Origin of the sequence: Xenorhabdus sp. BG5, from assembly GCF_015163665.1 — a bacterium.
GTDB lineage: Bacteria > Pseudomonadota > Gammaproteobacteria > Enterobacterales > Enterobacteriaceae > Xenorhabdus.
The window spans coordinates 160,095-175,678 of sequence record NZ_JADEUG010000002.1; the positions used below are offsets into that span (position 1 = coordinate 160,095).

Annotated in this window: 12 protein-coding genes; 5 read left to right on the forward strand and 7 right to left on the reverse strand. The window is 40.2% G+C overall.

The features are described 5' to 3' along the window. Window positions 1–257: 257 nt before the first annotated feature. Together IQ209_RS02740 and IQ209_RS02745 are read left to right on the forward strand one after the other, a co-directional pair. A complete protein-coding gene (locus IQ209_RS02740; protein ID WP_193848760.1) occupies window positions 258–851 on the forward strand; it encodes a lytic polysaccharide monooxygenase in 594 nt (197 codons plus the stop codon). 145 nt (window positions 852–996) lie between these two features. Beyond that, on the forward strand, window positions 997–1,392 hold the full coding sequence (locus IQ209_RS02745) for a VOC family protein (RefSeq protein WP_193848762.1): 396 nt from the start codon (window positions 997–999) through the stop codon (window positions 1,390–1,392). 151 nt (window positions 1,393–1,543) lie between these two features. Here IQ209_RS02745 and IQ209_RS02750 read toward each other — a convergent pair whose 3' ends face one another. Next, entirely contained in the window at window positions 1,544–1,978 is a 435-nt protein-coding gene (locus IQ209_RS02750) for a lysozyme (protein WP_193848764.1), read from the reverse strand. A 680-nt stretch (window positions 1,979–2,658) separates the two neighbouring features. On the opposite strand from IQ209_RS02750, the gene IQ209_RS18695 reads away from it, so the two are divergent. After that, window positions 2,659–3,000 (forward strand): DUF6693 family protein, encoded by a 342-nt coding sequence (locus IQ209_RS18695; protein WP_370588381.1) that lies wholly within the window; start codon window positions 2,659–2,661, stop codon window positions 2,998–3,000. A gap of 148 nt (window positions 3,001–3,148) precedes the next feature. Here IQ209_RS18695 and IQ209_RS02755 read toward each other — a convergent pair whose 3' ends face one another. The 5 genes from IQ209_RS02755 to ubiG all read right to left on the reverse strand — a co-directional run bounded on the left by IQ209_RS02755 (window position 3,149) and on the right by ubiG (window position 8,997). Then, complete coding sequence (locus IQ209_RS02755; protein ID WP_193848766.1) at window positions 3,149–3,922, reverse strand: N-acetylmuramoyl-L-alanine amidase; 774 nt, start codon at window positions 3,920–3,922, stop codon at window positions 3,149–3,151. 208 nt (window positions 3,923–4,130) lie between these two features. Continuing rightward, window positions 4,131–4,397, reverse strand: a complete 267-nt coding sequence (gene yfaE / locus IQ209_RS02760) for a class I ribonucleotide reductase maintenance protein YfaE (protein WP_047769355.1) — start codon at window positions 4,395–4,397, stop codon at window positions 4,131–4,133. Window position 4,398: 1 nt separating this feature from the next. Next, window positions 4,399–5,529, reverse strand: a complete 1,131-nt coding sequence (gene nrdB, locus IQ209_RS02765) for a class Ia ribonucleoside-diphosphate reductase subunit beta (RefSeq protein WP_193848768.1) — start codon at window positions 5,527–5,529, stop codon at window positions 4,399–4,401. Window positions 5,530–5,541: 12 nt separating this feature from the next. Next, the gene (gene nrdA, locus IQ209_RS02770; protein ID WP_193848770.1) at window positions 5,542–7,833 is read right to left on the reverse strand and encodes a class 1a ribonucleoside-diphosphate reductase subunit alpha; all 2,292 of its coding nucleotides are present in this window, start codon (window positions 7,831–7,833) and stop codon (window positions 5,542–5,544) included. 429 nt (window positions 7,834–8,262) lie between these two features. Further along, the gene (ubiG, locus tag IQ209_RS02775; RefSeq protein WP_193848772.1) at window positions 8,263–8,997 is read right to left on the reverse strand and encodes a bifunctional 2-polyprenyl-6-hydroxyphenol methylase/3-demethylubiquinol 3-O-methyltransferase UbiG; all 735 of its coding nucleotides are present in this window, start codon (window positions 8,995–8,997) and stop codon (window positions 8,263–8,265) included. Window positions 8,998–9,206: 209 nt separating this feature from the next. On the opposite strand from ubiG, the gene gyrA reads away from it, so the two are divergent. Further along, window positions 9,207–11,849, forward strand: coding sequence for a DNA topoisomerase (ATP-hydrolyzing) subunit A (gyrA, locus tag IQ209_RS02780; protein WP_193848774.1), 2,643 nt, complete (start codon window positions 9,207–9,209; stop codon window positions 11,847–11,849). A 165-nt stretch (window positions 11,850–12,014) separates the two neighbouring features. Next, the gene (gene rcsC, locus IQ209_RS02785; RefSeq protein WP_193848776.1) at window positions 12,015–14,852 is read left to right on the forward strand and encodes a two-component system sensor histidine kinase RcsC; all 2,838 of its coding nucleotides are present in this window, start codon (window positions 12,015–12,017) and stop codon (window positions 14,850–14,852) included. An 81-nt stretch (window positions 14,853–14,933) separates the two neighbouring features. Here the strand turns inward: rcsC and rcsB are convergent, their stop codons facing one another. Continuing rightward, window positions 14,934–15,584 (reverse strand): response regulator transcription factor RcsB, encoded by a 651-nt coding sequence (rcsB, locus tag IQ209_RS02790; RefSeq protein WP_193848777.1) that lies wholly within the window; start codon window positions 15,582–15,584, stop codon window positions 14,934–14,936.

Sequence of the window (15,584 nt, forward strand, 5' to 3'; positions counted from 1 at the left end):
GAGGGATTTTTGTCGTTGAAAATTTTATAAAACAGAATGTTTCCTACTGTCCGTAATCGCGTCAGAGTCAACGAAAATTATATCTTTCTGGCATACCTCTATCATAAATTAAGTATTTATAATTATATAATTTTGTTATAAATATTTCGGTGCACTTCCATTATAAGACATTTAAATTTCATTAGTGATTAATAGAATAATAAAAAAGTAAATTCACTTATTTTACAGTCATGTAAGGAAAAAATAGGAAATTCATCATGAATATTAAAAAGTCTCTATTTTTAGTGGGATTAACGGCCTTTGGCACTACCCCATTTTCTAGTATTGCTGACCCAGATTCAAATCATGGATATGTCGACACACCGCCAAGCAGGGCACTTTTATGCAAAAAAAGTATCAATAAAAACTGCGGGCCTGTCACGTATGAACCACAATCGGTTGAAGGCCCCAAAGGCTTCCCACAAGGGGGACCACCAGACGGACAAATCGCTAGTGGTGGTGTTAGTCAGTTCAAACAACTCAATGAACAAAGTACAGACCGCTGGCATCATGTCACTATCAATAAAGGAATCAACAAATTTAATTGGACAATAACAGCCCGACATAGCACCACTTCATGGCAATTCTATATTACCAAACCTGGTTGGGATCCAAATAAACCGCTAACACGCGCACAATTTGATCTAAAACCCTTTTGTGAACGCTTTGATAATGGAAAAAGGCCAGGCCAAACCGTCTCACTGAACTGTGATATTCCCGATCGCTCAGGCTATCATGTTATTCTCGGCGTGTGGACGATTGCTGATACCACCAATGCTTTCTATCAAGTTATTGATGTTGATATTAAATAATATTTTTAATTAAACTGAAATTTTATTTAAAAATATAATATGAGAATAAAAAGTGCAGGTAAATAACCAGCACTTTTTTCTAAAAAATTAAAATGCTTTTCAGATAAGATATATTCACCCAAAACAACTCTACACATAGAAAAATATGAAAAAATCAACTATTCTTAGAATTGCCAGACCAACAGATAATCTTACTAAAGTTGCAGAAATGTATTGTCATGGCTTAGATTTTATCATACTAGGAGAATTCAAAGATCACGATGGTTTTGATGGTATTATGCTAGGGCATCCCAACCATTCCTGGCATCTTGAATTTACTCATCACCACAATACACATGTTGGTCAGGCCCCAACTAAAGATAATTTATTAGTATTTTATATAGAAAATGAACATGAATGGCAAGAGCATGTACAATCAATGCAAAATGCCGGGTTTATTCTCGTTCCTTCTTATAATCCTTATTGGGATAAGAGCGGAAAAACGTTCGAAGATATCGATGGTTATCGTGTTGTATTACAACTTGGTACTTCAGAGATTTAGTTATTTATTTTACAGTTAATTGCTTATTCAAAGGATGACATCCTTACCATATTGGTCGTTTATTTATTAGGCTATTAGTGATAATTTGATTAGATTTCTATTTTTTATTTCTGATAGCCTAAAAGATCACCATAGTATTTATTTGATCATGTTACGATAAGAATGTTTTCTGCTCAGATTCTCTTCGCATACGCAAAGCTGCTAACGCTCTCCCATCGGCACTATCCCATTTCACAAACTCCTTTGCTGCACCTTGGTAATCACCTGCATTCAATTTTTTCAATAATGTTGAATGAGCAAAATTACCGATCCCTAAATTGAAAATAAACGAGCATAAAGCATCAAATTGCCCTTGTGTTAGAGGTACCTTAACTAACTGCTGAATGGCTGCATAAACAGGGATAAGATCTTGATGTAAAAACTCTTCAGCCTGTTGCGTAGTTATCACTTGTCCAGACTCAACTCCTTTTGTATGACCATATCCAATTGTCCACGGCGCTGCTCCAGTGGCGGGATCTGGATATGCTTTCAATTTTAAGCCCTCATAACTTTTGAGTTTATTAATACCGCTTTCACTGATTTTCATTCATTTTCCCCGCTACCATATTGAGCACCAAGATTATTTTTAGTCTAAGAAACAATCCAGAGATCAAGTGTAGATGAAAAAACAATCAGAAAAGCTACAATTATACTGGGTGATAAAATCTCTACAAAAAACCAAATGAAAAATAATGATTTAAATATCAATAAATTATCAGTTAATGCAAATTTTTTTTAATTTTTAAAAAAATATTTTAATAAATATCTTGACTCTTTTGCTTTTGAGCATAAAATCCTCCTCAGAATTTAGATTTTCGTGAAGTAAATCACAATTTATAACCCTCAAAGGAAATCATCATGAAATCTGTAAAATCTTTCCTCTCCAATGTACACTGCGTTGTTATCCGGTTATCAGCAACCCGTTTTATGTGAGAGCTGCTACAATATAAAAATAAGCCAGATAAAAATAAGCCAGTCGAAAACTGGCTTTTTTATCGTCGCTACAGCCCTAGGTAAATGCTTTCTTGCCTATTTCATTATTTACACGCTATTCATTGAACTTCTGTTCCGAAAAATTTGTCTTATATACTTAATAAATTTCAAGTCGCAATACTGCGGCAAGGCAACAACCTGCAAAAATCAAAATGAAGGTATAAAGTTCATAGAATTTCTATACTGACTGGCTTGCAGTGTTTATTTAAACATCAGGAGAACACGATGAATTCGATGGACTTTCGTAGTCTGAAGTTAAAATCAGAATTAGGAATACTTGAGATTATTTTACATCTCGTCATCTGGTTCTTGATTATTTTATTTACATTAGGGTTAGGTGCCTTCGTGTTTCCCTACTATATGACTCGATTTATCATTAGTAAAACACATGTTATCGATCGAGATAGCGGACAAATTATAGGCAAATTAAATTGTGAGATTAATTTAGTCCAAATAATTGGATATGTTGTGATTTGGGCTATTCTCTCTTTTATTACATTTGGTCTTTTATATTTTGTATATCTTTACAAAATTATAGCGCATTGCATTAATCATACACGTGTGATCTCTGCATAAACGCTGACAGATTATATAATCACAGGCATAATCCTTTTATACCTGTGATTATAATAAACCATGAAATACTCTTTAAATTAAACTATATTTTCTTTATCTTTCAAATTGCAACCCAATTAATGAGCTGCAATTTGATATCCATCAGAAATCAGGATTTATTATCAATGTATTTTTCAACCAAGGCATATAAAATGGCGATGGTTTCTATATCTGGTACACCATCATAATATGACGAACGGAAGTGCATTTGAAATGCTTTAATTAAAGATTGAAAATTTTCTTCTTTTTCTGCCCCAGTGATGTCATATCCATAACGCTTGAACTTTTCTAAAATCTTGGCGACATCAGGCAGGCAATGCCCGAATTGTTCAATATATTTTTGCTTAGTTTCTTCGTCATACCATGCTCCAATCCCCGCATCATATAATTCTTTCCACGGAAAAGAGGGGCCTGGATCGGTTTTTCTTTGCCATGCAATATCTGAATGCCCTACAACATGAGTCGGTTTAATATCCGGGTAACGTTGTAAGATATTGTTGGCTAGCTCTTTGATTGCAACTATTTGTTCAGGGTGATAAGGAGGAAAAGTGAAAACGCCACCATCATCACTGGCTTCATTCACAATCTCAATACCTATGGATGTATCATTCAGCCCTTCTCGCCCGTCCCAATAACTTATTCCTGCATGCCAGGCTCTTTCAAGTTCATCGACCAAATTGAATATGTGAATTTTATCAAATCCAGCAGCCTGGTAAGTCGGATCATCTGGGTTTGGGACCAGGTAGTGGGCACTGACCAGTTCCCCGGTCAGTGCCTGAATAGATTTCTCAAAGTTCAAGGCAGTATAGTGCATAACTAAAAAGCGGGAACGTCTGTTAAAACTTTTGATTGAACGATATGAATTATAATCAATTTTATACATTATTGTTCTCCTTCATTTGTTTTGCTGTAAGTATTAAATCACCTCTAATCCGCTGTTACCAACAGCATAAAAGGAACAAACATAGCAATAAAGGTTTTGTTTATTTATTTTTTGGAAAATCGTAAAAAGACAGGTGGGGAAATGATGGAGGATGTGGACATATCGTCGTGATAATCGATATGCCCACGAGCAGGAATATTAAGGGAAATTAGGGCTCAATTTCAATATCTGTCAGTGGATAACAGCTACAGGGTAAAATTTCCCCTTCATTAACAAATGCCAGTGGCTTACAAGGATATCCAACCTTGCCCTTCACCAGGCGAACACGGCAGGAACCGCAATACCCTTGCCGACATTGGTATTCAAGCTGAACTTTGCCATGTTCCAGTGCTTCCAACAAATTGTCGTGCAAACCTGAAGAGTAATGAATATACAACCCCTGCCGTGACGGCAGGGTGACTTTGTAATCAGCCATATCAGAGTTCGAAACCGCTGAGATCCTCAGTATTGACTTCCGAATCAATCTGACCAACCAGGTAAGAGCTGACTTCAACTTCCTGTGGAGCCACTTGAACATTATCAGAAACCAGCCATGAATTGATCCAAGGGATTGGATTAGAACGGGTTTCAAATGGTAACTTCAAGCCAACTGCCTGCATACGAATATTGGTGATATATTCAACATACTGGCACAGAATATCTTTGTTCAGGCCGATCATAGAGCCATCTTTAAACAAATAATCAGCCCACTCTTTTTCCTGCTCTGCTGCCTGTACAAACAGATCATAGCACTCTTGTTCACACTCTTTGGCAATTTCCGCCATTTCAGGATCATCCTGACCAGAGCGCAACAGGTTCAACATGTGCTGTGTTCCCGTTAAATGCAATGCTTCATCACGAGCAATCAGTTTGATAATTTTGGCATTACCTTCCATCAATTCACGTTCAGCAAAAGCAAATGAGCAAGCGAAACTGACATAGAAGCGGATAGCTTCCAAGGCGTTAACGCTCATCAAGCATAAGTAAAGTTGCTTTTTCAATTCACGCAGATTAACGGTAATTGTTTTATCTGCAACTTCATGCGTTCCTTCGCCAAACAGATGATAATAGTTGGTCATCTCGATCAGATCATCGTAATACGCGGAAATGTCTTTGGCGCGTTTTAAAATCTGTTCGTTCTCCACAATATCATCAAATACGATAGAAGGATCGTTCACGATATTACGGATAATATGCGTGTAAGAACGCGAGTGGATAGTTTCTGAAAACGACCACGTTTCAATCCATGTTTCCAATTCCGGAATGGAAATCAATGGCAGAAAAGCCACATTCGGGCTACGGCCCTGAATGGAATCCAATAACGTCTGGTATTTTAGGTTGCTAATGAAAATATGCTTTTCATGATCCGGCAATGCGTTATAGTCAATACGATCACGGGCAACATCTACTTCTTCTGGACGCCAGAAGAAGGAGAGTTGTTTTTCAATCAACTTCTCAAAAATAGGATATTTTTGCTGATCAAAACGCGCCACATTAACAGACTGACCGAAAAACATCGGTTCTTGTAGTTGATCATTTTTTATTTGTGAAAAAGTGGTATAGGACATAGTTTCCTCAAATTAAATCTTACACGCGCCGCCTTCACAATCGGAATCTGCTGATTCAACAACTTCTTCCAGATCACCTTGAACGTCTTCTGCCCCATCACGGGTGTTGTGGTAATACAATGTTTTCACGCCATATTTGTAAGCGAGCAGCAAATCTTTCAGCAATTGGTTCATCGGGACCTTGCCATTCGGGAAACGCGCCGGATCATAGTTAGTATTGGCAGAAATCGACTGATCGATGAATTTCTGCATAATCCCTACCAGCTGTAGGTAGCCATCGTTGCTCGGCATTTGCCACAGCAGCTCGTAAGCACCTTTCAGAAGCTCGTAATCTGGTACAACCTGACGCAAGATACCGTCTTTAGAAGCTTTCACACTGATATAACCCCGCGGTGGTTCAATGCCATTGGTCGCATTAGAGATCTGCGAAGAAGTCTCTGATGGCATCAATGCAGACAATGTTGAGTTACGCAGGCCGTATTGTTGAATGTCACGGCGCAGAGCTTCCCAATCCATGTGTAAAGGCTCGCTGGTCAAGGTATCCAGTGTTTTTTTGTAAGTATCAATCGGCAAAATACCTTGAGCATAAGTGGTTTCACCAAACCACGGACAAGCCCCTTTCTCTTTCGCCAGTTCGTTTGAGGCTCTTAACAGGTAATACTGAATCGCTTCAAATGTTTTGTGGGTCAGGTTGTTAGCGCTGCTATCAGAATAACGTACACCGTGTTTCGCCAAATAATAAGCGAAATTAATTACGCCAATACCCAGCGTTCGGCGCCCCATTGAGCCTTGTTTTGCGGCGACAATCGGATAATCCTGATAATCCAGCAAGGAATCCAGTGCACGAACGGCCAACTCCGACAATTCTTCCAATTCACTCAGGTTTTCGATAGCTCCTAAGTTAAAGGCAGACAGTGTACACAGCGCAATTTCACCATTTTCATCGTTAATATTGTTCAACGGCTTAGTTGGCAGTGCAATTTCCAAGCACAAGTTCGATTGACGTACAGGTGCAATAGCCGGATTAAACGGGCTATGAGTATTGCAGTGGTCAACGTTCTGGATGTAAATACGACCTGTTGAAGCACGCTCTTGCATCATCAAAGAGAACAATTCAACCGCTTTAATGCTCTCTTTACGGATACTGCTATCATTTTCATACTGAGTGTACAGGCGCTCAAATTCTTCCTGATCTTCAAAGAATGCATCGTACAATCCCGGAACATCAGACGGGCTGAACAGAGAAATGTCTCCGCCTTTAATCAGGCGCTCATACATCAGTTTGTTAACTTGTACACCGTAGTCCATGTGACGAACACGGTTACCTTCAACACCACGGTTATTCTTCAGTACCAGCAGGCTTTCAACTTCCAAGTGCCAAAGCGGATAGAACAGCGTTGCTGCACCACCGCGAACGCCACCTTGGGAACAAGATTTCACCGCAGTCTGGAAATGTTTGTAGAATGGGATACAGCCTGTGTGGAAAGCTTCCCCACCACGGATTGGGCTACCCAATGCACGGATGCGCCCCGCATTTATGCCAATGCCGGCACGCTGGGAAACATATTTAACAATCGCGCTGGATGTCGCATTGATAGAATCCAGGCTATCACCACACTCAATCAGAACACAGGAACTAAATTGGCGAGTGGGTGTGCGAACCCCCGCCATGATTGGCGTTGGCAGCGAAATTTTAAAGGTAGACACTGCATCATAGAAACGACGGATATAGTTCAAACGCGTTTCTTTTGGATAAGTGGAAAACAGGCAAGCAGCAACCAGCATGTAGAGGAACTGGGCACTTTCGTAAATTTCGCCAGTCACACGGTTTTGTACTAAATACTTCCCTTCCAGCTGTTTGACTGCTGCATAAGAGAAATCCATATCACGCAAATGATCAATAAAATTATCCAGTTGCTCAAATTCTTCTTTGGAATAGTCTTCCAGCAAATGTTTGTCGTATTTACCCAGGTTGACCATTTTTACGACATGGTCATACAGTGTAGGTGGCTCAAACTGACCATAGGCTTTTTTACGCAGGTGGAAAATAGCCAGGCGTGCCGCCAGATACTGATAATCAGGAGCATCACCGGAGATCAGGTCAGCCGCAGCTTTGATCATGGTTTCATGGATATCCGATGTCTTGATGCCATCGTAAAATTGAATCTGGGAACGCAGTTCTACTTGTGACACTGAGACATTTTTCAGACCTTCAGCAGCCCAGGTAACAACCCGGTGAATTTTATCAAGATCAATTTGTTCTTTATGTCCATCACGTTTGGTAACTAGCAGACTCTGGTTCATGGGGAAATACACCTTCTCTCTTTTCGTATCCCGCCTATATCGTTCCTTAACCTCTTGACAGCACGATGCCCCCAATATGGCTGAGGGCCAGTTGGGGCTTAGCTACAATTCACTATTGTTTTGCTACTGCTTATTGCGACTTGTTACTACATACTGACTACATCACAAGTTGCTACTACAAGATGACAAGAAACACAATATATAGGGGGTAATTAAAACGGTAATAACAAGATAATGTTATTTTCGGGTTTTATCAAGTGTACAAGATCGAGAAGTTTTGTGGATAACTTGAGGATTAATTCTGGCAAAAAGCCGATAACCTGCGTAGTTACTTGATGTTACTTTCATAAGGCTATCGGCGAAACAGGGAAAATAAAATCTTAAAAATAATATCTAGTTGCCGTTTTATTAATCCCTTAGCTGCCTTTGTCAGACAGATCGTGCGTGCAGCATATAATTCACGTCTACATTATGTCCAAGTCGAAATTTGTCTGTTAACGGATTGTAATGTAAACCAATAATATGTTGCTCTTTCAGAGTAGTCTTATCAATCCAACGGATCAGTTCAGAAGGTCGAATAAATTTTTTCGCATCATGTGTTCCTTTTGGCACCATGTTCAATATATATTCAGCGCCGACAACTGCCATCAACCAGGCTTTTCGGTTGCGGTTAATCGTTGAAAAGAAAACATGGCCACCAGGTTTGACTAATTTGGCACAGGCATGAACTACAGACTCTGGATCTGGCACATGTTCAAGCATTTCCAGGCAAGTCACGACATCATAAGCATGTTGGTGTTGTTCTGCGTGACTTTCTACCGTTTCCTGAATATAAGAAACGGAAACGCCGGATTCCAATGCATGCAAACGGGCAACTTGTAGGGGTTCAAAACCCATATCCAACCCTGTCACTTCCGCACCTTCACGCGCCATGCTTTCCGACAAGATACCGCCTCCACATCCAACATCCAGCACTTTTTTGCCAAAAAGGCCGCCAGCATGTTGCAAAATGTAATTCAAACGCAGTGGATTGATACGGTGCAATGGCTTGAATTCGCCTTCAAGATCCCACCAACGAGAGGCAACGGCTTCAAATTTTTCGATTTCCTGCTGATCCACATTGGCATGGGATTGAATGTGTGAATCGGGAGTTTTGACGTTCATCAGCAATATCGCTCCTAGGAACTGCTTCACAGCAAACTGGTTCACAGCAAACTGGTTCACAGAAAATGTAACAGTATTATGGGGATGTGTGATAGAAAACTATTATACATGCCTTAATCTTGAAATACCCGTGTCAGATTTTTATAAAACTGCCATTTTGTGGTATAATTCTAAGCCTTTGAATTCGGAGTATGAGGGACAGTGGCTCCATGAGCGACATTGCCAGAGAAATCACACCGGTCAATATCGAAGAAGAGCTGAAAAGCTCGTATCTGGATTATGCGATGTCCGTTATTGTTGGACGTGCACTGCCAGATGTTCGGGACGGACTGAAGCCGGTACATCGCCGCGTACTTTTCGCGATGAATGTATTGGGAAATGATTGGAATAAACCTTATAAAAAATCTGCCCGCGTTGTTGGGGATGTTATCGGTAAATACCATCCACATGGTGACAGCGCTGTTTATGACACGATTGTTCGTCTGGCACAAACATTCTCCATGCGCTATATGCTGGTTGACGGTCAGGGGAACTTTGGATCAGTAGATGGCGATTCTGCGGCAGCGATGCGTTATACCGAAGTGCGCATGGCAAAAATTGCCCATGAATTGCTGGCAGACCTGGAAAAAGAAACTGTCGACTTTGTGCCCAACTATGATGGCACAGAACAAATTCCTGAGGTAATGCCAACTCGTATCCCCAATTTACTGGTGAATGGTTCATCAGGGATTGCTGTCGGTATGGCAACCAACATTCCACCTCATAACCTATCTGAGGTGATCGATGGTTGCCTGGCTTACATTGATGATGAAAACATCAGCATCGAAGGCTTGATGGAATATATACCGGGCCCTGACTTCCCGACGGCTGCTATTATCAACGGGCGCCGAGGCATTCAGGAAGCCTACCGTACAGGCCGCGGTAAAATTTATATCCGCGCCCGCGCAGAAATTGAAACTGATGAGAAAAATGGCCGCGAAGCCATTATCGTCAATGAAATTCCTTATCAGGTCAATAAAGCTCGCTTGATCGAAAAAATAGCTGAACTGGTCAAAGAGAAGCGCATTGAAGGAATCAGTGCTCTGCGTGACGAATCCGATAAAGATGGCATGCGCATCGTTATCGAAGTAAAACGTGATGCTGTTGGGGAAGTTGTCCTGAATAACCTGTATTCACTGACTCAATTACAGGTTTCATTTGGTATCAATATGGTTGCCCTGCATCAGGGACAGCCTAAGTTACTTAACCTGAAAGATATTCTTTCTGCTTTTGTTTGCCACCGCCGTGAAGTCGTTACACGCCGGACAATTTTTGAACTACGTAAAGCTCGCGAACGGGCCCATATCCTTGAAGCATTGGCTGTTGCCCTGGCGAATATCGATCCTGTTATCGAATTGATCCGCAGAGCCTCCACGCCTGCTGAAGCGAAAGCTAGCTTGATTTCCCAAGCGTGGGAATTGGGTAATGTTGCCTCAATGCTGGAACAAGCGGGTGACGATGCTGCCCGCCCGGAATGGCTGGAACCCGAATACGGTATCCATGACGGTAAGTATTACCTGACCGAACAGCAAGCACAGGCGATTTTGGATCTACGTCTGCAAAAACTGACCGGCCTTGAGCATGAAAAACTGCTTGATGAGTATCGTGATCTGCTGAAAGCCATCGCGGAACTGTTGTTCATTTTGGAAAACCCAGAACGCTTGATGGAAGTCATTCGTGAAGAATTGCTGGTTATCAAAGGGCAATATAACGATGCCCGCCGGACTGAGCTGACTGAGAATTCAGCCGATATTAACATTGAAGATCTGATTAATCAGGAAGATGTTGTCGTTACACTGTCCCATCAAGGATATGTTAAATATCAGCCACTGTCCGATTATGAAGCTCAGCGTCGTGGTGGCAAAGGCAAATCAGCCGCACGTACCAAAGAAGAAGATTTCATTGAGCGTTTACTGGTAGCCAATACCCACGACACTATCCTTTGTTTCTCAAACAAGGGCAAGATGTACTGGATGAAGGTATATCAGTTGCCGGAAGCGAGCCGTGGTGCCCGTGGTCGCCCAATTGTCAACCTTCTGCCATTGGATCAGAACGAGCGTATTACAGCTATTTTACCCGTGCGTGAATATGAAGATGGGCTGAATATCTTCATGGCAACAGCCAGTGGTATTGTTAAGAAAACCAAGCTCAGCGAATTCAGCCGTCCGCGCAGTGCCGGCATCATTGCCGTGAATCTGAATGAAGGGGATGAGCTAATCGGCGTTGACCTGACAGACGGCAGCAATGAGGTCATGCTGTTTTCTGCACAGGGTAAAGTTGTTCGTTTCCTTGAAGAAGAGGAAGAAATGCTGGAAGACGGTACTGTTCGCGTAAAAGGTGTACGTGCAATGGGACGCACCGCAACTGGGGTTCGTGGTATCAAACTCAGTGAAGGCGATAAAGTTGTTTCCCTGATCATTCCTCGTGGGCAAGGAGAAATCCTAACCGTCACTGAAAATGGTTATGGCAAGCGTACTGCCGAAAGCGAATACCCGACGAAATCGAGGGCTACCCAAGGGGTCATTTCCATCAAAGTTAGCGAACGTAATGGCAATGTGATCGGTGCAATTCAAGTTGAACCGACTGATCAGATCATGATGATTACTAATGGAGGAACGTTAGTACGAACCCGCGTTTCTGAGGTCAGTGTTGTTGGCCGCAATACGCAAGGTGTCACCCTGATCCGCACAGCCGAAAACGAACAAGTCGTTGGCTTGCAGCGCGTAGCTGAGCCAGATGACGATGATGACAATGACAATGACAATGACAATGACAACATAGCGGCACCTTCTGACGAAGGGAATAGCGAATAAAAAGACCGTGAGTTAAAAGAGAAGCAGGCATTTAAGTGCCTGCTTTTTTTTGTTCAATTTTTTGACGAAGAATTAGCAAGATGCAAATGCTGCTTTGTATTCCCTGCTACACTAGTATATGCTGTAACCAGTTATTATTAATCATATATTTCATCAGGCGATCTCTTGAGATATCTATCTTCTTTTCGGACGTCATTAAAGATATCACGTTATCTTTTTCGGGTGCTTGGATTTATGCTATGGGCGCTTGGGGCCTTATTAACCAGCTTTTATTTGACAAGTTTTTTTAATGCACTCAAATCAGATATTCGTCAAGAATATAATGCCAACTACGATATAGCCTTTTCTCATATACGACATATCGCCAATATCTTGCGAGATATTCAATTTATGGCGGAAAAGCATTTATCACAGGATAATGATAAAAATCAAACAATCGTACCGCATAATAACGATATTCTCTCGTACATTCCGTTGAATGAGAATTCCGATTGTGAACTATTACGTAGGACAACACATAATAATTTATATTCATTAAATCAGTTGATTGCACTTTGGCGAGATAATCTTGCCGCTATACGCAGCGTAAATCAGGCTTTTTTCATTGGCGTAAAAAGCAAATGTATGGTGAATTTTTTCCCTCATAACAATATCACAGAGCCTGATGCACTAAAAAAAATTATCTATGAGAATACCCGCAAGTTGATCAACATGAGAGAACAAAACAATGAAAGAGCTCTCTTTTGGATCCAACCTAACCCAAAATCGGATAGTGGTAATCTTTATGTTTTTACACCTATTTATATTAATGGTCACATGACAGGGATCATAGGTATCGAAAAATCTATCAGACTAGAATCTTTTTTACAAAAAAGGAATCGGCCTGTTACAGTCATGATGCTAAACGAATCAAATCAGCCTGAATTGCAATTTTCGATAAAAACGAATAGTAAACCTCTCGTTATAAATTCCAACTCGCAGCCAATGTATTTTGGTTACGATGAAAATTTTACCAGCTTGGTATTAATGCGGAATCTATCTCCCTCGTCATTAAGCATTACTTATTCATTACCGCTAAAACATATTTACGATGAAATGAAAATCAGTGTAATTAATGGCATCATCTTGAATATTATTTCTGCGATTGCGATTATCTTTTTCGTTTGGCTGTTTGAACGTAAAATGTTTTCTCCAGCCGAAGAGAATGCTATTCGCCTTGAAGAACATGAACAGTTTAACCATAAAATTGTCGCCTCTGCCCCTGTGGGGATAAGTATTTTAAGGATCAGTGATGGCGTTAACATATTGAGTAATGAGTTAGCACATAATTACACTCGAATGTTGACGCATGAAGATCAAAAACGCATTGTCGATATCATTTGCGATAAAACCAGTAGCTATATTGATGTCGTCACCAGCAATAATAATCACTTGCAAATTAGTTTCGTACACTCACGTTATCGTAATGAAGAAGTCGCCATTTGTGTACTGATAGATGTCAGCACCCGTGTAAAAATGGAAAAATCTTTGCAGGAAATGGCCTCCGCAGCAGAACAAGCTAACCAGGCAAAATCAATGTTTCTTGCCACAGTCAGCCATGAACTGAGGACGCCACTTTATGGCATTATTGGTAATCTAGAGTTGATGCAATCCCATACATTACCACCAGAATCTACCCGATTGCTGGCAACAATGAATAATTCATCATCACTATTACTGAAAATCATCAGTGATATTCTCGACTTCTCGAAGATAGAATCCAAGCAATTGAAAATTGAACCCAAGGATTTCAGTTGTAAAGAGATCCTGTCACATGTGATTTCAAACTACCTTCCCTTGATTGCCAAAAAAGGCTTAGGCTTGTACTGCTATATTGAACCAGATATCCCTGATATCATCCGTAATGATCCTGTAAGGTTGCAACAAATTATCTCCAACTTACTGAACAATGCGATCAAATTCACAGCAGCTGGCTATGTTGTCATTGAAATCAGCTCAAGGCATGGCTATCTATATATCAGCATTAAAGATACCGGACTTGGAATCGAGGATAAATTACAATTTCAATTATTCGAGCCCTTCTTCCAAATCAGTGCCAATAAAGAAAGTTCCTCACAAGGTACAGGATTAGGGTTGGCTATTTGTGAAAAACTTATCAATTTGATGGATGGTGATATTGAATTTGTCTCACAAAAATATGTTGGCAGCATCTTTTCTGTCCGTCTCCCTTTATATGGTGTGAAATACCATGCCAAACAATTATCCAACCAGCGGACACAAAAGAGGATTCTGTTAAATATTTGCAATGATTTTCTGGAAAAATATTTGCAAAATTTTCTTACACAACATTATTTTCAAGTTTCCCTCTATGACGAAAGCCAACTAGATGGCACAGAAATACTAATTTGTGATCGAGCTTGTAAAACGAACATTTCTGTATGTTATTTTATAGAAATTTCAGAGAAACATATCGGTTCGCCAGAACAAATTAGAGAGAATTATTGGTTATATAACACTTATGAACTGAATGAACTGGATAATATGCTGGATAATCTCCTGGCAGAACAGGCTTTCTTGCCAGGTATTTCTGTATCAACAATCTCTGTTACAGATAAAACCATCCAAACTGATATTTGTTTAAATACAATTAAAGTATTGGTCGTTGATGACCACCCTATTAACCAGAACTTACTGGCCGACCAATTAAACTCAATAGGGTTTAGTGCATCAATGGTTAATGATGGTATTGAAGCCATTGAATATCTTAAAAACAACTCACCAGATATTATTCTAACGGATGTTAACATGCCAAATATGGATGGATATGAACTTGCCCAATACTTAAGGAATAAAGGTTATATCAAACCCATTATTGGCATTACTGCCAATGCACTGGCAGAAGAAAAACAGCGTTGTGCTAATGTGGGCATGAATGATTGCCTGTCAAAACCTGTATCACGGGCTATATTAAAAGAAACATTAATTAAATACAGTGATATTTAAACTCATACATATTGAGCTATGAATGATGGAAAATCGGTAGCAGTAGTTACCGATTTTCCATTAGAAAAGATAACACATTGGTTAGTTACCAATATCTTTATCGATAGTGACAGAAGATAAATAGTTAAGCAATGCGATATCGTTATCGACTCCCAGTTTTATCATGGCTGATTTCTTCTGACTACTAATTGTCTTAATACTACGATTAAGTTTTTTGGCAATATCAGTAACAAGAAAACCTTCAGCAAATAAACGTAGGACTTCGCTCTCTTTAGGAGATAAACGCTTATCCCCATATCCATTGGCATTAACCTTTTCAAGTAGCCTGGAAACACTTTCAGGCGTAAACTGCTTCCCCTTTTGCAAAGCAGAAAGTGCCTTAGGCAAATCTGTTGGTGCTCCTTGCTTTAACACAATTCCCTCAATATCAAGCTCAAGTATCGCACTTAAAATAGCCGGATTATTGTTCATTGTAAGAACAATGATTGCCAATGTTGGGTAATGACGTTTAATATATTTTATCAGGGTGATACCATCACCATATTTATCCCCAGGCATTGACAAGTCTGTTATGAGAACATTTGCTTCTATATGTGGCAAGCTATTAATGAGCGTCGTTGAATTTTCAAATTCACCGACGACATTAATCCACTCAATTTGTTCAAGTGACTTGCGGATGCCAAACAAAACGATGGGATGGTCATCGGCAATAATGACATTAAGGTTATTCAT